The sequence below is a fragment of the Klebsiella terrigena genome (genome assembly GCF_012029655.1).
Lineage (GTDB): Bacteria > Pseudomonadota > Gammaproteobacteria > Enterobacterales > Enterobacteriaceae > Klebsiella > Klebsiella terrigena.
This window is the reverse complement of sequence record NZ_CP050508.1, coordinates 2,387,670-2,409,226: the sequence shown is the minus strand read 5'-3', so window position 1 is coordinate 2,409,226 and position 21,557 is coordinate 2,387,670. Positions and strand designations below refer to the sequence as shown.

General features: G+C 61.3%; 17 protein-coding genes. 13 read left to right on the top strand and 4 right to left on the bottom strand.

Annotated features, from left to right (window positions below; all coding sequences use genetic code 11):
- Positions 1–361: 361 nt before the first annotated feature.
- The gene (locus tag HCK03_RS11325; RefSeq protein WP_167691576.1) at positions 362–838 is read right to left on the bottom strand and encodes a 4Fe-4S dicluster domain-containing protein; all 477 of its coding nucleotides are present in this window, start codon (positions 836–838) and stop codon (positions 362–364) included.
- Complete coding sequence (ygfT, locus tag HCK03_RS11320; protein ID WP_167691575.1) at positions 835–2,775, bottom strand: formate-dependent uric acid utilization protein YgfT; 1,941 nt, start codon at positions 2,773–2,775, stop codon at positions 835–837. Before ygfT ends, HCK03_RS11325 begins: the two co-directional genes overlap by 4 nt.
- Before the next feature lie 413 nt (positions 2,776–3,188).
- Between ygfT and HCK03_RS11315 the strand changes: the two genes are divergently transcribed.
- Entirely contained in the window at positions 3,189–4,634 is a 1,446-nt protein-coding gene (locus HCK03_RS11315) for a nucleobase:cation symporter-2 family protein (RefSeq protein WP_041145946.1), read from the top strand.
- Positions 4,635–4,874: 240 nt separating this feature from the next.
- Positions 4,875–7,022, top strand: coding sequence for a formate dehydrogenase subunit alpha (gene fdhF / locus HCK03_RS11310; RefSeq protein WP_080773219.1), 2,148 nt, complete (start codon positions 4,875–4,877; stop codon positions 7,020–7,022).
- A gap of 125 nt (positions 7,023–7,147) precedes the next feature.
- Here the strand turns inward: fdhF and HCK03_RS11305 are convergent, their stop codons facing one another.
- Complete coding sequence (locus tag HCK03_RS11305; protein ID WP_167691574.1) at positions 7,148–7,918, bottom strand: DeoR/GlpR family DNA-binding transcription regulator; 771 nt, start codon at positions 7,916–7,918, stop codon at positions 7,148–7,150.
- Between the two features lie 91 nt (positions 7,919–8,009).
- Here HCK03_RS11305 and HCK03_RS11300 point away from each other — a divergent pair, with 91 nt between their 5' ends.
- From HCK03_RS11300 to HCK03_RS11250, 11 genes are all read left to right on the top strand, one after another.
- Positions 8,010–8,393, top strand: a complete 384-nt coding sequence (locus tag HCK03_RS11300) for a VOC family protein (RefSeq protein WP_041145950.1) — start codon at positions 8,010–8,012, stop codon at positions 8,391–8,393.
- Positions 8,394–8,428: 35 nt separating this feature from the next.
- Complete coding sequence (locus HCK03_RS11295) at positions 8,429–9,070, top strand: CatA-like O-acetyltransferase, family 1 (RefSeq protein ID WP_076948182.1); 642 nt, start codon at positions 8,429–8,431, stop codon at positions 9,068–9,070.
- 226 nt (positions 9,071–9,296) lie between these two features.
- Positions 9,297–10,520 (top strand): SfnB family sulfur acquisition oxidoreductase, encoded by a 1,224-nt coding sequence (locus tag HCK03_RS11290; RefSeq protein ID WP_076948181.1) that lies wholly within the window; start codon positions 9,297–9,299, stop codon positions 10,518–10,520.
- Between the two features lie 10 nt (positions 10,521–10,530).
- A complete protein-coding gene (locus HCK03_RS11285; RefSeq protein ID WP_375708088.1) occupies positions 10,531–11,196 on the top strand; it encodes a methionine ABC transporter permease in 666 nt (221 codons plus the stop codon).
- Positions 11,197–11,270: 74 nt separating this feature from the next.
- Positions 11,271–12,047 (top strand): MetQ/NlpA family ABC transporter substrate-binding protein, encoded by a 777-nt coding sequence (locus HCK03_RS11280; RefSeq protein WP_041145954.1) that lies wholly within the window; start codon positions 11,271–11,273, stop codon positions 12,045–12,047.
- Positions 12,048–12,111: 64 nt separating this feature from the next.
- The gene (locus HCK03_RS11275) at positions 12,112–13,140 is read left to right on the top strand and encodes a methionine ABC transporter ATP-binding protein (protein ID WP_143966978.1); all 1,029 of its coding nucleotides are present in this window, start codon (positions 12,112–12,114) and stop codon (positions 13,138–13,140) included.
- Between the two features lie 163 nt (positions 13,141–13,303).
- Entirely contained in the window at positions 13,304–15,007 is a 1,704-nt protein-coding gene (locus tag HCK03_RS11270) for an ABC transporter substrate-binding protein (protein WP_167691573.1), read from the top strand.
- 45 nt (positions 15,008–15,052) lie between these two features.
- Positions 15,053–16,012 (top strand): ABC transporter permease, encoded by a 960-nt coding sequence (locus HCK03_RS11265; protein WP_041145957.1) that lies wholly within the window; start codon positions 15,053–15,055, stop codon positions 16,010–16,012.
- Positions 16,012–16,959, top strand: a complete 948-nt coding sequence (gene opp4C, locus HCK03_RS11260) for an oligopeptide ABC transporter permease (protein WP_167691572.1) — start codon at positions 16,012–16,014, stop codon at positions 16,957–16,959. The genes HCK03_RS11265 and opp4C overlap by 1 nt, the downstream gene beginning before the upstream one ends.
- On the top strand, positions 16,956–17,936 hold the full coding sequence (locus tag HCK03_RS11255; protein WP_123551504.1) for an ABC transporter ATP-binding protein: 981 nt from the start codon (positions 16,956–16,958) through the stop codon (positions 17,934–17,936). The genes opp4C and HCK03_RS11255 overlap by 4 nt, the downstream gene beginning before the upstream one ends.
- A complete protein-coding gene (locus HCK03_RS11250) occupies positions 17,933–18,898 on the top strand; it encodes an ABC transporter ATP-binding protein (protein WP_123551505.1) in 966 nt (321 codons plus the stop codon). Before HCK03_RS11255 ends, HCK03_RS11250 begins: the two co-directional genes overlap by 4 nt.
- 109 nt (positions 18,899–19,007) lie before the next feature.
- Here HCK03_RS11250 and HCK03_RS11245 read toward each other — a convergent pair whose 3' ends face one another.
- Positions 19,008–21,413, bottom strand: coding sequence for a membrane-bound PQQ-dependent dehydrogenase, glucose/quinate/shikimate family (locus tag HCK03_RS11245; protein WP_167691571.1), 2,406 nt, complete (start codon positions 21,411–21,413; stop codon positions 19,008–19,010).
- Positions 21,414–21,557 lie beyond the last annotated feature (144 nt).

Genomic DNA, 21,557 nt, shown 5'->3' with positions numbered 1-21,557 from the left:
TACCTGCGCGAGTACGCTTGCCCCCTGACTCAACCGCAATGATGAACGTCCAGGTGGCGAAAAGGCATGCAGCGGGGCCCTGGCTCCCCGCTGAAATCGGCGAACCGAAGGCCGGAAGACAAGGGCTGGCCGTCAGGGATGGCGGCAAGAGGCGAATCGAGACAGGAGCGAGCCCCGGAACGGGCGAGCAGGTCGAGTTGAGCCGACCGCAGGCTGCAGGCCGGGAGGTGAGCGCAGTGCGCAGCACCGATTTCCGTGCGGGACCGCATGTTCTGCCAGACGTCCGGTGAACGGAACCTCCTCTCAGCTGACCTGGGGATCGCTCCACAGCGATCTCCATTCCCCGCTCGCTAGCAGCGATCTAAATCCCCGGGGCGCTGGCGGCGGCCTCCTGACGCCGTTTGAGCAGCGTGGCCAGCCGCTCGCCGGTCATCACGCTCAGGGCCGCGGTCGGACAAACCGCCACGCAGGCGGGACCGCCCTCGCGGCTCGCGCACAGATCGCATTTGATAATCAGCGGCGAATGCGCGGCAACGATCTCCACGGTAATGGCCCCAAAGGGGCAGGCTACCGCGCAGCTCTGGCAGCCGATGCAGCGCGACGCATCGGCCTCAACCCGATCCTCTCCCATGCTCAGTGCCGCCACCGGACAGGCCGCCACGCAGGGGGCGTTCTCACACTGATGGCACACTACCGGCACGCTGAGGCTATCGAGACGCTGGACCTTCAGACGCGGCTGAAACATGGCTGCGGATGCGGAATGCTCCAGCGCGCAGGCGACCTCGCAGGTCCGACAGCCGATGCAGGCCTCGGCGCTGGCAATAATAAAACGGGTCATAGGCTCTCCTTTCGCTTAAACAGGTCGAGCATCTCTTCCGCCGCCCGGCGCCCGGCGGCCATTGCGGTCACCACCAGATCGGCACCGTGTACCGCGTCGCCGCCGGCAAAAACTTTCTCATTGCGGGTCTGCGTGCTGGCCCGCCCCTCGCCGCCCGTACAGATTTGCCCCCAGCGGTCGAGGTCGATGCCGTGACCGCGCAGCCAGGGCATATCGTGCGCCTGGAAGCCAAACGCCATCACCAGCACGTCGGCCGCCAGCTCAAATTCGGAACCGGCAACCGGGCGCGGGCGACGTCGCCCGTCCGGCCCCGGCTCGCCCATTTCGGTACGGATCATGCTCACCGCGCGCACCGCCCCTTTACGGCCGCGGAGGATCCGCTGCGGCTGGACGTTAAACTGAAACGCCACGCCCTCTTCCCTGGCGTTGACCACCTCTTTTTTCGAACCCGGCATGCTCTGCTCATCGCGGCGGTAGGCGCAGGTCACGCTCGCCGCACCGCGTCGAACGGCGGTGCGCAGACAGTCCATCGCCGTATCGCCGCCGCCGAGCACCACAACGTGCTTACCCTCGATATCGGTAAGCGGATACTCCCCGGACGCCTCCAGCCCCATGACTTCGCGGGTGCTGGCAATCAAAAACGGCAGCGCCTGAATCACCCCCGGGGCATCTTCCCCCTCGAGGCCGGCGGCCATCAGGCCGTAGGTGCCGACGCCGAGGAACAGCGCATCGTAGTCGGCCAGCAGATCGGCGAACGCCACGTCGCGCCCCACCTCGTGGTTAAGATGGAACTGAATGCCCATGGCGCTGAAAATCTCTCTTCTGACCGCCAGCAGGCCCTTATCCAGCTTAAACGGCGGAATACCGAAGGTCAGCAGCCCACCGATTTCCGGATGCCGGTCGAAAACGTCAACCTTTACCCCCGCACGCGTCAGGATATCGGCGCAGCCCAGGCCCGCCGGCCCGGCGCCAATCACCGCCACCCGCTCCTCGCGAGGGCTGACACTCCCTGCCTGCGGCCGCCAGCCCATCGCCAGCGCGCTATCGGTAATATAGCGCTCGAGATTGCCGATGGTGACCGCCCCACCCTGGGTCTTCATGGTACAGGCCCCTTCGCACAGCCGGTCCTGCGGGCACACCCGGCCGCAGATTTCCGGCAATGAGCTGCTTTGATGGCACAGCTCCACGGCCTCGATAATCTTTCCTTCATTCACCAGGCGAATAAAATCCGGGATGTGGTTATGCAGCGGACAGGTCCAGTTGCACCATGCTTTCTGCGCGCAGTAGAGGCAGCGATCGCTCTCATATTCCGCCTCACCGGCGCCGAGTGGGTGATAGATCTCCGCGAAATGCGCCTTGCGCTCCTCGGCGGCGATCTTTTGCCCTCCCACCCGCGGCGGCTTACGCAAGAAGGCCGACCGCCGGTCGTCGCCCCGCATTCGCACCGGCTGACCCTCGGCGGCACGGGCCTGCCTTTCACGACGCAGCTGGTTTAGCCCGGATTCATCCATCAGCCGCAGCGCCTCGGTGGGGCAGCTGCTGACGCAGGCCTGCAGGCCTGACGGATGCTGGTGACAAAGATCGCATTTCTGCGCCAGCTGCGGTGCATCCTCGCCGGCGGCCACCATCTCGATCGCGCCAAAGGGACAGGCAACGGCGCAGTTTTTACAGCCGATACACTCCGCCGGCTTAAGCTGGATGCTGTCGTTGGAGAAACAGAGCGCCTGGGTCGGGCAGGAGGCAACGCAGGGCGCATCGTTGCAGTGACGGCAGGTGGTCACTCGGCTGACGCCGCGGTGAGAAACCAGGTGGATACGCGGAAGAAAATCATGCCGCCGCTGCGGCCAGCAATCCTCGTTGTGGGCGACAGCGCAGGCCACTTCGCAAGCGTGGCAGCCGATGCAGCTCGCAGCGTCGGCAACAATAAATCGGTTCATTGGCTTCCCTTGTTATTATTCCGAAATTGACAAAGGGTCGCGATGCAATAATCAGGCGATTTTTACATTCTCAATCGTGGCGGACTTATTTTTGCGAGCAGCCTCAAAAAAATATCGCCTTCACTCGCCATAAATATCAGGGTGACGCGCTGCAGAATCATATTGTGAGTCAGAATGATTATATCCCTCTCATTATGAGACGCTATTTTCTCCACGGCGTTTTTTCTCCCACCGCGCGCGGCCGTTACCGCCTCTTTCTGTGATAGTCGACTCATTTCAACATTATTTTTCCGGCAGGAATAAAAACTGGCACTGCCTAAGCATAAGGAATAGCGAACTTTGCACTCTCTCTATTCACCCCTCTTCCCGGTTGGCTCCTAAGCCCACCGTTGGATATTAAGGAGAAATACATTATGAGCGCCATTGATTCTCAACCACCATCGGTCACTGGTAGCCCCCACACAATTGATGAGGTGGATCGCGTCTTATCCCCGGGGAAGCTGGTCGTTCTTGGTTTGCAGCACGTTCTGGTTATGTATGCTGGCGCAGTCGCCGTCCCTTTAATGATTGGAGACCGGCTGGGGCTAAGCAAGGAAACGGTCGCACTGCTGATCAGCTCCGATCTGTTTTGCTGCGGCGTCGTGACCCTGCTGCAGTGTATCGGCGTCGGACGTTTTATGGGCATTCGCCTGCCGGTTATTATGTCGGTGACCTTCGCCGCCGTGACGCCGATGCTGGCCATCGGCATGAATCCCGATATCGGACTGATGGGTATTTTCGGCGCGACTATTGCGGCCGGGATAATTACCACCCTGCTGGCGCCGCTGATCGGACGATTGATGCCGCTTTTTCCCCCGCTGGTCACCGGCGTCGTCATCACGTCCATCGGTCTGAGCATTATGCAGGTGGGGATCGACTGGGCGGCCGGAGGCAAAGGTAATCCGGAATACGGCAGCCCCATTTATCTGGGGATTTCGTTTGCCGTACTGCTGTTTATTCTGCTGGTCACCCGCTTTGCCAAAGGCTTTATGTCTAACGTCGCCGTGTTGTTAGGCATCGTTTTCGGCTTCGGCCTGTCGATGATGATGAATGAGGTTAACCTCACCGGGCTGCATGACGCCCACTGGTTCGCCGTGGTCACTCCGCTGGCGTTAGGTACGCCGGTCTTCGATCCAATATCAATCATCACGATGACCGCCGTCATGATCATCGTTTTCATTGAGTCAATGGGGATGTTTCTGGCGCTTGGCGAAATTGTCGGTCGTAAGCTGACGCCGCAGGATATCATTCGCGGCCTACGCGTAGACGGCGTCGGTACCCTATTCGGCGGGCTGTTTAATAGCTTTCCGCACACCTCCTTCTCGCAGAACGTTGGCCTGGTCAGCGTCACCGGCGTCCATAGCCGCTGGGTCTGCGTGGCATCTGGCGCCATTCTGATTATCTTTGGCATGGTGCCCAAGATGGCGGTGCTGGTGGCCTCTATTCCGCAGTTCGTGCTGGGCGGTGCGGGGCTGGTGATGTTCGGCATGGTGCTGGCAACGGGGATACGTATTCTCGCCCGCATCAACTACTCCACCAATCGCTACAACCTCTATATCGTCGCCATCAGCCTTGGCGTCGGCCTGACGCCAACGCTATCGACGCAGTTTTTCTCTAAATTCCCTGAGGTACTGCAGCCGCTGCTGCACAGCGGGATCATGCTGGCTACGTTTAGCGCCGTCACCCTGAACCTGTTTTTCAACGGCTACAACAAGCACACCGGTCTGGTGCCGGAAGCCCAGGGGGCGCATCGCGCGCCGCGCACGGTGCGCATGTGGTTATTAATGCGCAAGGTTAAAAAGCAGCAGCATGAGGAGTAGCGCTGGACGGTGCGGCATTGGGGTAACCCGCTGCCGCGTTTCATTTTGCCAATAAGCACAACCGCTTGCGGAGAAACCACCATGCTACTTCGCCTGACCCTCGCCGCGACCCTGCTGCTGCTGATGAGCTTTCCGGCGATACAAGCGGCTGTCGATCTCGGTATCAGCAGCCGGTTTGGTTTTTTTTTGTTTTTTTAATCGCGACCTCGCTGCCGCATGATTAAAAGGAGTCCTGTCACAATGAAAATGGCAATCACCGTGTGCCCCTACTGCGCGGCCGGCTGCAAGATAAAGCTGGTGACCGAAGAGGGGCAGATTATCCGCGCCGAGCCGGCGATGGGCAAAAATAACCAGGGAACCCTGTGCCTGAAGGGCTACTACGGCTGGGACTTTATTAACGATACCCAGATCCTCACCCCGCGCCTGAAAACCCCGATGATCCGCCGCCAGCGCGGCGGCAGGCTGGAGTCCGTCTCCTGGGATGAGGCCCTCGACTACGTTGCCACGCGCCTCAGCGCGATTAAGGCCAAGTATGGCCCGGATGCCATCCAGACCACCGGCTCCTCCCGCGGCACCGGGAATGAAACCAACTATGTGATGCAAAAATTCGCGCGCGCCGTTATTGGCACCAATAACGTCGACTGCTGCGCTCGCGTCTGACACGGCCCATCGGTTGCAGGTCTGCACCAGTCGGTCGGTAACGGCGCTATGAGTAATGCCATCACCGAGATTGATAATACCGATCTCGTCTTTATCTTCGGCTATAACCCGGCCGATTCGCACCCTATCGTGGCAAATCACGTGATTAACGCCAAACGCAACGGGGCGAAGATTATCGTCTGCGATCCGCGCAAAATTGAAACCGCGCGCATTGCCGATATGCATATTGCGTTGAAAAACGGCTCCAACATTGCCCTGCTCAACGCCATCGGCCACGTCATTATTAAAGAGGATCTCTACGATAAATCCTTCGTCGCCAGCCGCTCGGAAGGCTTCGAGGAGTATCGCAAAATCGTTGAAGGCTATACGCCGGAGTCGGTGGAAGAGATAACCGGCGTCAGCGCTCAGGAGATCCGCGCCTGCGCCCGGATGTACGCCAGCGCCAAATCCGCGGCCATCCTGTGGGGCATGGGCGTCACCCAGTTCTATCAGGGCGTGGAAACCGTGCGCTCGCTGACCAGCCTGGCGATCATGACCGGCAACCTCGGCAGGCCGAGCGTCGGGGTCAACCCGGTGCGCGGGCAGAACAACGTCCAGGGCGCCTGCGATATGGGCGCCCTGCCGGATACCTATCCGGGCTACCAGTACGTTAAGTTCCCGGAAAACCGGGAGAAATTCGCCAAAGCCTGGGGCGTGGAGAGCCTGCCGGCGCACACCGGCTACCGCATCAGCGAGCTGCCGCACCGGGCGGCGCACGGCGAAGTGCGGGCGGCCTATATTATGGGCGAAGATCCGCTGCAGACCGATGCCGAGCTCTCGGCGGTGCGTAAAGCCTTTGAAGAGCTTGAGCTGGTTATCGTGCAGGATATTTTCATGACCAAAACCGCGGCGGCGGCGGACGTCATCCTGCCCTCCACCTCGTGGGGCGAGCATGAAGGCGTCTATACCGCGGCGGACCGCGGCTTCCAGCGCTTCTTTAAAGCGGTGGAGCCGCAGTGGGATCTGAAAACCGACTGGCAGATTATCAGCGAGATCGCCACCCGGATGGGCTACCCGATGCGCTACAGCAACACCCAGGAGATCTGGGACGAGCTGCGCCATCTGTGTCCGGACTTTTACGGCGCCACCTACGAGAAGATGGGCGAGCTGGGCTACATCATGTGGCCGTGCCGCGACGAATCCGCCGCCGACCAGGGGACCTCTTATCTGTTTAAAGAGAGGTTCGCTACCCCCAACGGGCTGGCGCAGTTCTACACCTGCGACTGGGTTGCGCCGATCGACAGGCTCACCGGGGAATATCCGATGGTGCTCTCAACGGTGCGCGAAGTCGGCCACTACTCGTGCCGCTCGATGACCGGTAACTGTGCGGCGCTGGCCGCGCTGGCGGACGAGCCTGGCTATGCGCAAATCAATACCGCCGACGCCGCGCGTCTGGGTATCGAGGATGAGGCGCTGGTGTGGGTTAACTCGCGTAAGGGCCGCATCATCACTCGCGCACAGGTTAGCGATCGGCCGAATAAGGGGGCGGTCTATATGACCTACCAGTGGTGGATTGGCGCCTGCAACGAGCTGGTGACCGAGAACCTGAGCCCGATAACCAAAACGCCGGAGTACAAGTACTGCGCGGTTAACGTTGAGCGGATTGCCGACCAGCGCGCCGCCGAACAGTACGTCATTGATGAGTACAGTAAGCTAAAAGCCCGCCTGCGCGAAAGCGCGATGGGCTAAGTCAGACCGCTTTCCCGGGTAGCGGCGTCAATGCCCTGCCCGGTGGCGGGGCCATCGGGAACGCGTCGCCGCCGGCGAAGAGCGCCCTCAGAAGAACGCGGATTTCAGCCGCCGCCGGTCGGTCATTACACCGTATAAATGCGGATGTCGTGCTCGCGAAAGGTGGCGCTGTACTCGCGGCTGACGTTTTCTTCCACCACCAGCACATCGATAGCGCCGCTTTCAACCACCACAAAGCGGGCCACCGCCGGGATCTTGTCAGACGTCAGGCCAACAATAATTTCGCTACACTGCCTGATAACCGCTTTCTTAAATTCGCAGTCCGCGTAGTCAAATCCCGTCAGGCCGGACTCCGGCGCCATCGCGCAGCCGCCGATAAACCCCTGGTCAAAGAGAATCCCCTGCAGCTGCGCCACCGCCGAGGTGCCGACGCATCCCCCGGACGCCCGCTGTATCTGTCCGCCGAGAATCACCACGTCATAGAGCGGTTTTTTTAGCAATACGGCGGCTATTTCCGGCGAGTTCGTCACCACCGTCAGCGCCAGCTCGGCGGGCAGCACCTCGGCCATCGCCAGGTTGGTGGTGCCGGTATCGATGAAAATGCAGCCGCCGGGCTTTACCAGCCTTGCGCATTGTTGCGCGATTCTGAGCTTTGTTGCCGCGTTTTTATCTTTGCGTTCGCTATAGTCACCGGCCTCCGGCAGGTTCATCACCGCCCCGCCGTAGACCTTTTTGCAGAACCCGCCTTTGCTAAGCTCATGTAAATCACGGCGAATTGTGTGTTCCGAGACGTTCAGTCTGGTCGCCAGTTCGGCGCAAACCACCCTGCCGTTCTCCTGCAGGATCTGGCAAATGAGCGCTTGTCGCTGCTGAGGGAATGCTGCATAATCGAGCATTTAACATCCTTTTAGTTAGGTAATCGAGCATTAGTGAGCATGATCATGCATCTGCTCTCCCTCTGTCAACACGCGTCAGGAGATATTCACGATGAAAGTAGCCCATATCGCGCTTTGGACCCGTCAGCTTGAGCAGCAGGCCCGCTTCTGGGTCGACTTCTTTGCCGGCGAGATTAACGATAAGTACTGCAGCCAGACGAATCACGGCTTTGCCTCCTACTTTGTGAAGATCGGCGACAATATTGCCATCGAGCTGATGACCAAGCCGGGGCTCAGCGAAGGGACGCCGGATAATAACCACACCGGCTGGGTGCACCTGGCTATTGCGGTGGGTGGCGCAGAAAAAGTTGATCTACTGGCGCAGCGCGCCGACGCGCAGGGCATTTTAGTCTCTCCGCCGCGTACCACCGGCGACGGCTACTATGAAGCGGTGATCAAAGACCCCGATGGCAATCTGATTGAAATCGTCGCATAGTCGTCTCTGACATCCGAACCGACCAGGAGCGCGCCGTGCCCGCCTACCACGTTATCGACAGGGAAACCTGGCATCGCCGAGAGCATTTCGAATTTTATCGCACCTTTGCCAACCCCAGCTTTAACCTCTGCGTACCGCTTGAAGCGCAACGGCTGTACGAATGCGCCAAAGACCGGCAGGTCTCCTTTTTCCAGCTGGCGCTCTACGCCCTGCTGCGGGCGGCCAACGCTATTCCTGAGCTCAAACAGCGGATGCTGGGCGACGAGATTATTGAATACGATGAGCTAGCAGTAATGACGCCGGTGATGACCGCTCAGGAGGGGTTTCGCCAGGTGTGGTGCGACAACGCCGCCGATTTTGCCGCCTTTAGCCGGGCGGCAACGCCGAGCATTGAGGCGGCAAAAACCACCGATCCGGCGCCGCTTATCGTCAACGGCGAGCACTTCTTCTGCGCCAGCTGCCTGCCGTGGCTGCATTTCAGCGCCATCACCCATGCCGAATATTATGTCGGCGCCGCGGTGCCCGCCCTCACCTGGGGCAAATTGAAAAACGGCGTAATCCCGGTCGCGGGTAAGTTCAACCACGCCTTCGTTGACGGCCTGCACGCCAGCCGCTTCTTCGCCGCAATAGAGGCAGGGTTTGCCGATCCGGACGCGCTATGGCGGCCGCTGCCCTGAAATACTGGCCCGCGGGCTGTCGCAAATGCAGCAGCCCGCGTTCAGCCCAGCCGCATTTGCAGCATCTCCCCCCGGCGGGAGAAAAACTAACCCTTTGATTTTAAGCTAAATAAAAATTTAATTTTCTGGCACAGCCTTTGCTACCTGATCATATAACTCTTTGGAATTATAGATTATTTATTTATCTATTTTTTGCATATAGCACAGTAATCAGGATGGGATCAGCATGCCAGAAAGCACACAGCCGGTTAGTTACACCCGTTTCGCCCCGCGGGCGCACGTTATCAGCAGCGATGAAGAAGCGGTGGCCATCGCCCATGAGATAGCGCTGGTGCTGCGGCCCGGCGCCGCCGAGCGCGACCGCAGCGGCGTTGTGCCCCCCGAGATCGTTGATACCTTTTCCAATAGCGGGCTGTGGGGCATTACCGTGCCGCGCCGCTGGGGCGGGGCCGAAGTCTCTGCCGCTACGCTGGCGGAGGTTATCGCCATTATCTCCGCCGCCGACCCGTCGCTGGGGCAAATCCCGCAGAACCACTACTGCCTGCTGGAGGATATTCGCCTGCAGGGCAGCGATGAGCAGCGCGCCTTCTTCTTTAACCTCGTCCTGCAGGGGCACCGCTTTGCCAACGCCCTCTCAGAAACCGGGGGTAAAACGGTTCTCGATATCCGCACCCGGCTGGAGGCGCGCGCGGAGGGACTGTATATCAACGGCCGCAAAGGCTACTGCACCGGCTCGCTCTACGCCCACTGGATCGGCATTCTGGCGCTCGATGCCGACGACAACGCGCAGCTGGCGTTTGTCCCTCGCGACAGCGCCGGGCTGACCGTGGTCGACGACTGGGCCTGCCTCGGCCAGCGCAACACCGCCAGCGGGACGGTGCTGGCCGAGGATCTGGCGGTCCAGCCGTTCCATCTGTTTCCGACGTGGCAATCCTACGCCACCCCCACGCTCGCCGGCCCTTTCGCGCAGCTCACCACCGCCGCCATCGATGCCGGCATCGCCCGGGCGGCACTCAACGACACGGTGGCGTTCGTGCGCGAGTTCGCCCGGCCGTGGATTGACGCCGGGGTAGAACGCGCCGGCGACGACCCGCTCACCATCTACCATATCGGGCAGATCGACAGCCGGCTGGCCGCCGCCGAGGCGCTGCTGGAGCGGGCGGGGAAAACCCTCGATCGCTACCGCCACGCGCTGAACGAGGAGAACGTCGCCCTGGCTTCGGTGGCCGTCGCCCGCGCAAAGGTCTTCACCACCGAAGTGGCGCTGGAGGCCGCCAGCCGCCTGTTTGAACTCAGTGGCACCCGCGCCGCCGCCAGCGGCAATAACCTCGATCGCCACTGGCGCAACGCCCGCGTCCATACCCTGCACGACCCGGTGCGCTGGAAATATCAGCTGCTGGGCAACTGGGTGCTGAACGGCGTTCGCCCGCAGCGCCACGACTGGAACTAGGGTGGCGACGGTGCTGGAATTTTTTGCCGAAATAGACTGGAGCGACGTCGCGCAGGCCGCTATCGATACCCTGACGATGCTGGGCTGGTCGCTGGGCTTTACCGTCCTGATTGGCCTGCCGCTGGGGATCGTGCTCTATCTGACCGGCCAGCCCCGGCTGCTGCACGCCCCGCGGCTTTACCGCCTGCTGTCGCTGGCCGTCAACGTGCTGCGCTCGCTGCCGTTTATCATTTTGCTGATCGTGATGATCCCGGTCACTACCTTCATTACCGGCACCTCGCTGGGGGTGCAGGGCACCATTCCGCCGCTGGTCGTCGGCTGCGCGCCCTTCTTCGCCCGGCTGGTCGAAACGGCGCTGCGCGAAGTCGATCACGGGCTGGTGGAGGCCAGCTGGTCGATGGGAGGCAACACCTGGCAGCTGATCTGGCATACCCTGCTGCCCGAGTCGCGTTCGGGGCTGGTGGCCGCGGTGACCGTCACCGCCATTCTGCTGGTGGACTACACCTCGATGGCCGGAGTGATTGGCGGCGGCGGCCTCGGTGACCTGGCGATCCGCTTTGGCTATCAGCGCTTTCAGACCGACGTCATGGTCGTCACCGTGCTGCTGCTGATTGCCCTGGTGCAGATATTACAAATGAGCGGCGACCGCCTCGTGCGGTCGATAAGCCGTAAATAAAGGATGCCCGCCCTCTTCCCGCTGCCGCAGCCGGTTGACGGGCATCCGTTGCGCAAACATGAAAGGAAAAAATGATGAAAAAAACGCTTATCGCCGCCGGGCTGCTGGCCCTGTTCTCTTTCTCGGCCGCCGCCAGTGAAACGCTGACCGTCGGCGCCACGCCGGTGCCGCACGCCGAGATCCTCGAATTCGTCAAACCGGCGCTGGCGAAAGAAGGGGTCGATTTAAAAATTAAAGTCTTCAACGACTTTATTCAGCCTAACCAGCAGCTGGCGGAAAAGAACCTCGACGCCAACTACTACCAGTACCGGCCGTTCCTCGATAACTACAACCAGACCCGGCACACCAATCTGCTGCCGGTGGTGGGCGTCCATATCGAACCGTTTGGCGCCTACTCCAGCAAATATAAATCGATTAAAGAGGTGCCGGACGGCGCCACCATCGCCATCCCCAACGATCCGGTCAATACCGGCCGCGCGCTGGTGATGCTCAGCAACGCGGGGCTCATCACCCTGAAAAACCCGCAGGACCCGCAGTCGGCCACCCGGGATATCGTCAATAACCCGCATCGTTTTAAAATCCGCGAGCTGGAGGGGGCGATGCTGGCGCGGGCGGTAAATCAGGTCGACCTGGCGTTTATCTTCGCCAACTACGCCCTGGAGGCCGGAATTGATACCGACAAGGCGCTGCTGGTGGAAAAAGGCAGCGATCTGTACGTCGAGTACCTGGTGGCCCGCCCCGACAACATCAACGATCCGGGGATCCAGAAGCTGGCGAAGGCCCTGCACTCCGAGGCGGTTCGCAACTTCATTCTCACCCGCTATAAGGGCAAAATTCTGCCCGGCTTTTGAGCGCTGAAATCGACCCGGCAGCGCCACCGCTGCCGCCATTTGCTGGCTAACGAAGGAGAATACCGTGACCAATGCGCCCAGCGCGGTACCGCATATTGAGTTAACCCACATCGGCAAAGCCTATCCCAACGGCGTTCGGGCGCTGCAGGATATCAACCTGACGATTCACCAGGGCGAAATCTTCGGCATTATCGGGCGCAGCGGTGCCGGTAAATCCACCCTGCTGCGCCTGTTTAACCGCCTGGAAAGCGCCGACAGCGGCGAAATTATCATTCACGGCGAGCCGACCCGCCGCTATGCCCCCACCCAGCTGCGGGATCTGCGTCGCCGGGTGGCGATGATCTTTCAGCATTTCAATTTGATGTCGACGAAGACCGTGGCGCAGAACGTCGAGCTGCCGCTAAAAATGGCCGGCGTTCCCCGGGACGAAAGGCGGCGGCGGGTCGACGAAATGCTTGAGCTGGTGGGCCTTAGCGCCCTGCGCGACAGCTGGCCGTCGCGGCTCTCCGGCGGCCAAAAGCAGCGCACCGGTATCGCCCGCGCGCTGGTCACCCAGCCGGAGATCCTGCTGTGCGATGAGGCGACCTCGGCGCTCGACCCGGAGAATACCTACGCCGTGCTGGCGCTGCTGCGAGAGATAAACCAGCGCCTCGGCCTGACCATTATCCTTATCACCCACGAGATGGACGTGATTCGTACGCTGTGCGATCGGGTGGCGGTGCTCGAACAGGGCAAAATTATTGAACAGGGCGAGGTGTGGCAGATTTTTGGCAATCCGCAGCACGAGGTCACCCGCAGCATGACCGGGACGCTGCATCACGCGCGCCCCGGCGAGCCGGAGGCGCTGGTCGCCGGTCGCCAGGTGGTGACGCTGCACTTTGACGGCAGCAGCGGGCGGGAGCCCAATTTACAGCAGATCGCCGGCCTGCTCGGGGCCCAGGCCAGCCTGCTCTCCAGCAGCTGCGAGCATATCCAGGGGCGAACCATCGGCCAGATTCGGGTACGCCTGGCGCAGCCGCTGGACCTCGCCGCGCTGCGCCAGCACGGCTGGGTAGCGGACCGCTTCACCCTCGGCACGGAGGTGATAGCGTAAATCACTACACCTTAGCTAAAATCCGGCATTTTAATTCTGTATTATTGCTAATTCCAATTCGCTATAAATCATAGCGTTTCGGTGTTAGACAGCCGGAGGTGCGGCTCTTATCTTTCGTCATGAATTGTAAATTTAAGCGCAATTATTTGATGAGGGAGCACTTTTGTCCAGATTACTGCCCGGATTAAAAACCAAACGTTCGCGATTCTCGCTGGCTCTGAAAATCGCGCTCATTAGCGGCGCGGTGGCATTTTCTTCTGCCGCCAGCGCGGACGATATTTTAAAGGAAGGGATCACCCCGGCTACCGATGTCAGCCAGATCCCGGCCTCCGCGAAGTTGCGTAAAGACACCGTAGTCGCCGGCATTTCCGAGCCGCAGGGCATCTTTAACCCCTATTTCTTCGTTAACGGCTGGGACGAAAACGTCACCAACGTCATTTTTTCGCGGCTGATTGACTGGGATAGCCACGGTAACCTGGTCCCTGGGCTGGCCGAAAGCTGGACCGTCAGCGCCGATAACAAGGTTTACACCATCAAGCTGCGCCCCAATCTGACCTTCAGCGACGGCTCGCCGCTTACCGCCGAAGACGTGGCCTTTACGCTCACCGTGCTGCTGGACCCCAAATACGACGGCGATACCGACATCACGCTCGCCAATATTACCGGCGGCGCTGAATACAAAGCCGGTACGGCAGACAGCGTGAGCGGTCTGAAGGTGATCGACCCGCTGACGCTGCAGGTGACCACCAGCGAACCGGGCGCCACCACGCTTGCCAAAATCGGCGGCCCGGTGCTCTCCAAAGCTTACTACGGCAAGGGATATCAGCGCGGCCAGCTCGACTATCTGCGCACGCTGCACGGCAAGCCGCTGGGCAACGGCCCCTACGTCTACGACAAGTATCTCCCGGGCCAGGAGATCCGCTTCCACGCCAACAGCCATTACTACCGCGGTACGCCGCCGACGCCGCGCTTTATCTATCGCGTCACCAATCCGTCCACCAACTTCCAGCTGTTCCAGACCGGCGAGACCGATTATGACGCCTTTACCTCGCGTCCGGACGATATCGAACAGCTGAAAATGCTCGGCTTCGCCAACATCAACCTCTACGGCTCCAGCGACTACAGCCAGGTTGAATTCAACGTCCGCCGCCCGGCGCTGCAGGATGTCAAAGTGCGCCAGGCGCTGATTTACGGCCTCGACCGGCAGAAGCTGATTGACGTGGTGTATCAGGGCTACGGCAAGGTCGCCATTGAGCCCATCGCCCCGATCTCCTGGGCCTACAACGCTGAAGGCGTCAATCCGTATAAATACGATCCGGCGCGCGCGAAAAAGCTGCTGGATGAGGCGGGCTGGAAGCCCGGTCCGGGCGGCATCCGGGTGAAAGACGGCAGACGCCTGGAGCTGACGCTGCTGGTCAGCAAGAAGGTGCTCAACGATGCGCTGATCCCCATCGCCAAAGAGAACTGGCAGCAGATTGGCGTCCTGCTGAAACCGCAGGTGGTGGACTTCAACGCCCTGATGGCCCAGCGCAAATCGGGTAACTACGATCTGGCCTCCTTCAGCACCAGCACGCTGAACGATCCGCACGACGGGGTGTGGGACTTCTACAGCAGCGAGGCGAAAGAGTCGGGCTATCACAATCCGCAGGTCGATAAGCTGATTAGCGAGGGCAATTCGGTGCTCGACGTCAACCAGCGCAAGCCGATTTACCACCAGCTGTACAAAGTGCTGGCGGAAGACCCGCCGGTTATCTTCCTCGGCTATCGCGAGATCCTCTCCGCCAGCAGCGCCAGGGTCAGCGGCTTTAAGCCGGATATCTATAACGGTCTGACCGGCAGCCTGCCGGACGTGAAAATCGCCAGGTAAATATCGTCCCCGCCGGGGTTCACCGGCGGGGAACGTGAGAATGTTATGAGAAATTTTATCCTCAGACGGCTGCTGCAGACCCTGCCGATGCTGCTGCTGGCCTCCCTGATAATCTTTATGCTGTTCGCTAAAACCCCGGGCGACTTTATCGACGGTAATATCACCCTTACCGCCGCCCGCGCCGCCGAGCTGAAGGCGATCTACGGCCTCGACCAGCCCCTGTTCACCCGCTATCTGCACTGGCTGGGTCAGCTGCTGCGCGGCGACCTGGGCTTCTCGCTGCAGTACCAGATCCCGGTCAGCCAGCTGCTCAACCAGTACGTGTGGAACTCCTTTCTGCTGGCCAGCGTCGCGCTGGTTTTCTACTGGGGCATCGGCCTGACGGTGGGCATCGTTTCGGCCATGAAGCCCAACTCGCTGTTCGACCATCTGGTCAGCATCGCCGTCTTCGCCGCCATGTCCTTCCCGACCTTTTTCCTCTGCCTGCTGCTGATTAAGTGGTTCGCCGTCGATCTGCACTGGCTACCGCCGGGCGGCATGACCAACACCGGCAGCGACGATCGCGGCTGGGCCTATATCCTGCAGGTGGCGGCGCATCTGGCGCTGCCGGTGCTGGCGCTGGTGATGCTGCAGGCCGGTAGCCTGACCCGCTACTTTCGCGCCAGCATGCTCGAGGTGGTGAAAATGGATTTTATCCGCACCGCACGCGCCAAGGGGCTGCGCGAACGCACGGTCATCTTCAGGCACGCGCTGCGCAACGCCCTGCTGCCGATTATCACTCTGCTCGGCTTTGAGCTGCCGGGGCTGTTTTCCGGCGCCATCATCACCGAAAAAGTCTTCAACTGGCCGGGGGCGGGCCATATTCATATCGACTCGCTGGCCGCCCGCGACTATCCGGTGCTGATGGGCTTTACCCTGTTTCTGGCGGTGCTGACGATCCTCGGCAACCTGATTGCCGACGTACTCTACGCGTGGGCCGACCCGCGAATCCGAGTGAGGTCCTGATGCTCAGTTCCCTGTTTTCAACCAACCGTCGCCTGCGTAAAGCGACGATCCCGACGCTGGCGCAGATAGCGCCCTCCCCCTGGCGCCAGGCCTGGCAGGCGCTGAAGCGCAACCGGCTGGCGATGCTGTGTCTGCTCATCCTGCTGCTGATGGCGGCATGGTGCGTCCTCGGTCCCCTGTGGTCGCCGTGGAAAGATGACGCCACCGACGTGTTGATGATCAACAAGCCGCCCGGCGCCGAACACTGGCTGGGTACCGATTTCCTCGGCCGCGACGTCTATACCCGCCTGCTGCTGGCCGGGCGGATCTCGCTGATTATCGGCCTTCTGACTATGCTGCTGTCGGTGACCCTCGGCTATCTGCTCGGCGCGGTCTCCGGCTACGCCGGCGGGCTGACCGACCGGCTGATCATGCGCCTGGCTGATCTGGTGATGACCATTCCCGGCCTGCCGCTGCTGATTGTCGCCGGGGCGATGCTCTCGGAGCTCGATTTCTCCCCGGAGTCGCGGATCTACATGGTGGTGATAATGCTGAGCCTGCTGGAGTGGCCGAAGCTGGCCCGGCTGGTGCGCGGCCAGTGCCTGTCGTTGCGCGAACGCGACTTTATGCTGGCCACCCGGGTGCTGGGCCTGTCGGCGCGCCGCCGCCTGTTTGGCCATCTGCTGCCGAATACCGTTCCGATACTGGTGGTGATGGCGACGATGGCGGTCGCCAACGCCATTCTGAGCGAGTCGGCCCTCAGCTATCTCGGGCTCGGCGTGGTGCCGCCCACCCCGTCGTGGGGCAACATGATGGACGCCGCCAACAGCCTGATCGATTTCCAGCGCCGCCCGTGGCTGTGGATGCCGCCGGGGCTGGCTATTTTTATCACCGTTATCGCCATTAACGTGCTCGGCGACGGCCTGCGCGACGCGATGGACCCCAAAATGAAACAGAGGCTCAAATGAGCGCGCCGCTAATCACCTTTAACCAGCTTTCGGTCTCCTTTGCCGGCGAAACAAGCCGCGTGCGGGCGGTGCAGGAGGTCTCTTTCGCCATTCATGCCGGGCAAACCGTTGGCGTGGTCGGCGAGTCCGGCTGCGGCAAAAGCGTCACCGCGATGTCGCTGATGGGCCTGCTGCCGCCCCAGGCGGCGCGCGTCGACGGCGGAGAGATTCTGTTCAACGGCGAGGATCTGCTGCGCCTGAAGGCGGGCAAAATGGCCGACCTGCGCGGCAACCGGCTGGCGATGATCTTCCAGGAGCCGATGAGCGCACTCAATCCGGTATTCACCATCGGCGAGCAGCTGTGCGAACCGCTGATCCGCCATCGCGGTGAATCGGCAAAGGCCGCCTGGCAGCACGCCACGCGGCTGATTAGCGACGTCGGCCTGGCGCGGGCGGAGAGCCTGATGAACAGCTACCCGCACCAGCTCTCCGGCGGGATGCTGCAGCGCATCATGATCGCGATGGCCCTGAGCTGCCAGCCGCAGCTGCTGATTGCCGACGAGCCCACCACCGCCCTGGACGTCACCGTGCAGGCGCAAATCCTCCAGCTGCTGCGCGAGCGCTCCCGGGCCAGCCGGATGGCGATGATGCTGATCACCCACGACCTCGGCGTGATTGCGCAAATGGCGGAGCACGTGGTGGTGATGTACGCCGGCAGGGTCGTTGAGCAGGGCCCGACGGCCGGGATACTGCGCCATCCTCAGCACCCCTATACCCAGGGGCTGATTGCCTCCCGCCCGGTGCCCGGCGAGCGCCGGCGCCGCCTCTACTCGATCCCCGGCCAGGTGCCGGATCTGGCCGCCCTGCCGCCGTACTGCGCCTTTGCCGACCGCTGCGCGCGCGCCAGCGAACGCTGCCGCCAGGGGATCCCCCCGCTGGCGGGCGACGTCCGGCAGGTCGCCTGTTTTCATCCTGAGCTCGCGGAGGTCGTGGCATGAGCAGTGAATACGTCATTGAAGTCGAAGGGCTTAAAAAGCACTTCCCGCTGCGCGACGGGCTGTTCGGGCAGCAAACCGGCGAGCTGCGGGCGGTGGACGGCGTGAGCTTTAAGATCCGTCCGGGGACCATTTTCGGCCTGGTGGGGGAGTCCGGCAGCGGCAAAACTACCGTCGGGCGCACCCTGCTCGGGCTGTATGAGAAAACCGCGGGCAGCGTAAGGTATCGCGGCCGCGAGCTCAGCGCGCTCTCCCCGCGTGAGATGCGGGCGCTGCGGCCGAAAATCCAGCTGGTCTTTCAGGACCCCTACAGTTCGCTGAACCCGCGAATTCGCATCGGCGACGCCATCGGTGAGGCGATGCTGGAGCACGGGCTGTGCAGCAAGGCGGAGCTGTATGACCGAACTATTGCGGTCATGCGGATTTGCGGCCTCGCGCCGCAGCATTACAACCGTTTTCCGCACGAATTTTCCGGCGGCCAGCGCCAGCGTATCGGCATCGCCAGGGCGCTGATCCTCAACCCGGATTTCATCATCGCCGACGAGCCGATCTCGGCGCTGGACGTCTCCATCCAGGCGCAGATTATTAACCTCTTTTCCGACCTGCGCGACGACCTGGGGGTCACGTTCCTGTTTATCTCCCACGACCTCGGGGTGGTGGAGCATCTGTGCGATGACGTGGCGGTGATGTATCTCGGACAGCTGGTGGAGACCGCTAGCCGCGACGCGCTGTTTGCCCGGCCGCTGCATCCCTATACGCAGGCGCTGCTGGCGGCGGTGCCCACCTTAGACCCGCTGCGTGAACCGGCGGTCGCGATGCAGGGCGAGATCCCTGACCCGTCAAACCCGCCGCCCGGCTGCCGCTTCTCCTCCCGCTGCCCGCAGGCCAGCGAGCGCTGCCGCCGGGAGGTCCCCGTCCTCAGGGAGGTCGCCGCGGGGCATCACGTCGCCTGCCACGCCGTTTAGTTCGTCCGGCCCGGCTGCGGGCGAAAAAAAAACCTGCCGCTCGTTCAGCGGCAGGTTTTGTTCCCCAGGGGGGAGCTAATCCTCGGTAGGCGTGGAGAGCCCGCGGGCGCTACTCGTCGAGGGCGTAGGCGATGATATCGTCGCCAACGTCCGGCGAGTGGCTGGCGCCGCCGGCTGAGATAACCACGTACTCTTTACCCGTTTTCGGCGATTTGTAGATCAGCGGCGCGGCCACTGCGCCTACCGGCAGGCGCGCGCGCCACAGCTCTTTCCCGGTCGCCGAATCCAGCGCCCGCAGATAGTTATCCTGAGTACCGGCAAAGAAGATCAGCCCGGAAGCCGTCGAGGTTGGCCCGCCCAGGGTCGGCATTCCCAGAGGAATATGCAGATGGGTTTTCAGCCCCAGCGGACCGGTATCTTCGACCGAGCCCAGCGGCACCTGCCACAGCAGCTGGCGGCTATTGAGGTCAACAGCGCTCATGGTGCCGAACGGCGGCGTGTTGCACGGTACGCCCAGCGCGGACTGCAGAATATCAATCCGCACGCCGCCGTACGGCCCGGCGATCTGCGGACGAACGGTCCCCATAAAGCCCGGGACTTCGTCGGTGGAGACCTTGTATTTCGCCATATCTTCCTGGCGCACCAGCGACATTCTCAGCGGCATACGCATGTCGTTAACAAACAGCGTCCCGGTGCGCTCATCGATGGTGATGCCGCCCCAGTTCATGCCGCCCAGCAGGCTCGGCCATTCGATATAGGGCTTCTCTGACGGCGGCGTATACATTCCAAGATAGGTGGACTCTTTGAAATCAATGCGGCAAATCAGCTGATCAAACGGTGTCACGCCCCACATTGATTTCTCGGTTAACGGCTCGACGCCAAGCTGCGGCATACCGGTAGAGAACGGCTGGGTTGCCGAGAGACGCTCGCCTTCCGCCCCGCCCTGCGCCACCGGCCGCTCCTCTACGCGGGTCACCGGCTTGCCGGTACGGCGGTCAAGAACGTAGATTTGGCCGGTTTTGGTGGTCTGAATCAGTACCGGGACCTCTTCGCCCTGGTCGTTCTTCATGTGGAACAGCACCGGCTGGGACGGCAGGTCATAATCCCAGATATCGTGATGCACGGTCTGGAAAACCCACTTCGTTTCACCGGTGCTGGCATCGACCGCCACCACCGAGGAGCCGTACTTTTCTTTGGCCTCGTTACGATCGCCGCCCCAGTAATCCGGCGGACCGTTGCCGGTCGGCAGATACACCAGGTTCAGCTCTTTATCAAAGCCCGGCACCGTCCAGACGTTCGGCGTTTCGAGGGTGTAGACGCGGCCTTTTTGCGGATCGGTCACGTTTTCCGGCTGGCCAACGTCCCAGGCCCACACCACCTTACCGCTGCGCACGTCAAAGGCGCGGACCACGCCGGAGGGCTCGCCGTGGACGATATCGCGAACCCAGCCGCCGAGCACCGCGATGTGCCCCATAATCACCGGCGTTGAGGTGGGGTGATAGCGCTTGCTGTTTTCGGTGTTATCCATCCCCTGCTTCAGATCGACGCTGCCGTGAGTGCCGAAGTCCTCGCACAGTTCGCCGGTTTTCGCATTCAGCGCCAGCAGACGGGCGTCAACGGTGGAGACCAGAATCCGCTGCGGGCACTGCTGCAGCGACGGACTGGCCTTCTCTTCGGCGCTAAGCGAGGCGTCGCTCTGCGCATCGTAATAGCCCACGCCGCGGCAGGTAACGTGCTCTGCGGTCTGCGCGTGCGGATCAAAGCGCCAGCGCGCTTTACCGGTGTCGGCATCGAGAGCAGTCACCACGTTGAGCGGCGTGCAGGAATAGAGGGTATCGCCAATCTGCAGCGGGGTATTCTCATCAACCCCAATCCCGGCGCCGGTCAGCCGACGGCCGGTGTGATAGGTCCAGGCCACCTTCAGATTTTTGACGTTTTGCGGGGTGATTTGGTCATAAGGCGCGAAGCGGGTGCCGGAAGCGTCACGGCCGAAGAATTCCCAGTTATCGCTTTGCGCGGTCTCGGTCGGCCTGCCGTCGCTCGCCGCTTTGACCACCCCGTTATGGATGCCGCCGTGCGGATAGAATGCCGACACCAGCGTCGCCAGCAGGGCGATGAAAATCACCGCGGCGCTGCGGTTCGCGTAGCGGATCTGCGCGCGTTTGAGCGGCAGGGTCGCGGACAGCCACAGGCCCAGCATCAGCAGCAGAGCGGGAACCACCAGCCGCGGGATCAGTCCCCAGTAGCTAAGCTGGACTTCGTACAGCGCCCAGACCAGGGTCAAAAAGAAGGTAATAATTGCGAAAGGAAGAACGTATTTACTGCGGATAAGGTAGCCGACGGCGATAACCATGTAGGCAAGGCCCGCCAACAGATACCAGGCGCTGCCGCCAAGAGAGAGGAGCTTGCCGCCCCAGATAGCTAAGAACAGACCAATGCAAAAACTCAATAACACAAATAGCAGGCGCCAGGCGGTGAAGAACATCCCTCTGCCGCTACCTCGTTGTTCGTCCATATTTCATCCCATACGACGTTAGTCGTTATAACCAATGTATTTATTTTAAACAGTGCTTTATTTACATAATTAAGGCACAGACCACATAACATACTGGTTGGACGCTCCTGAACGGAGCGAAGAACGTAAGAAAGTATATGAGTT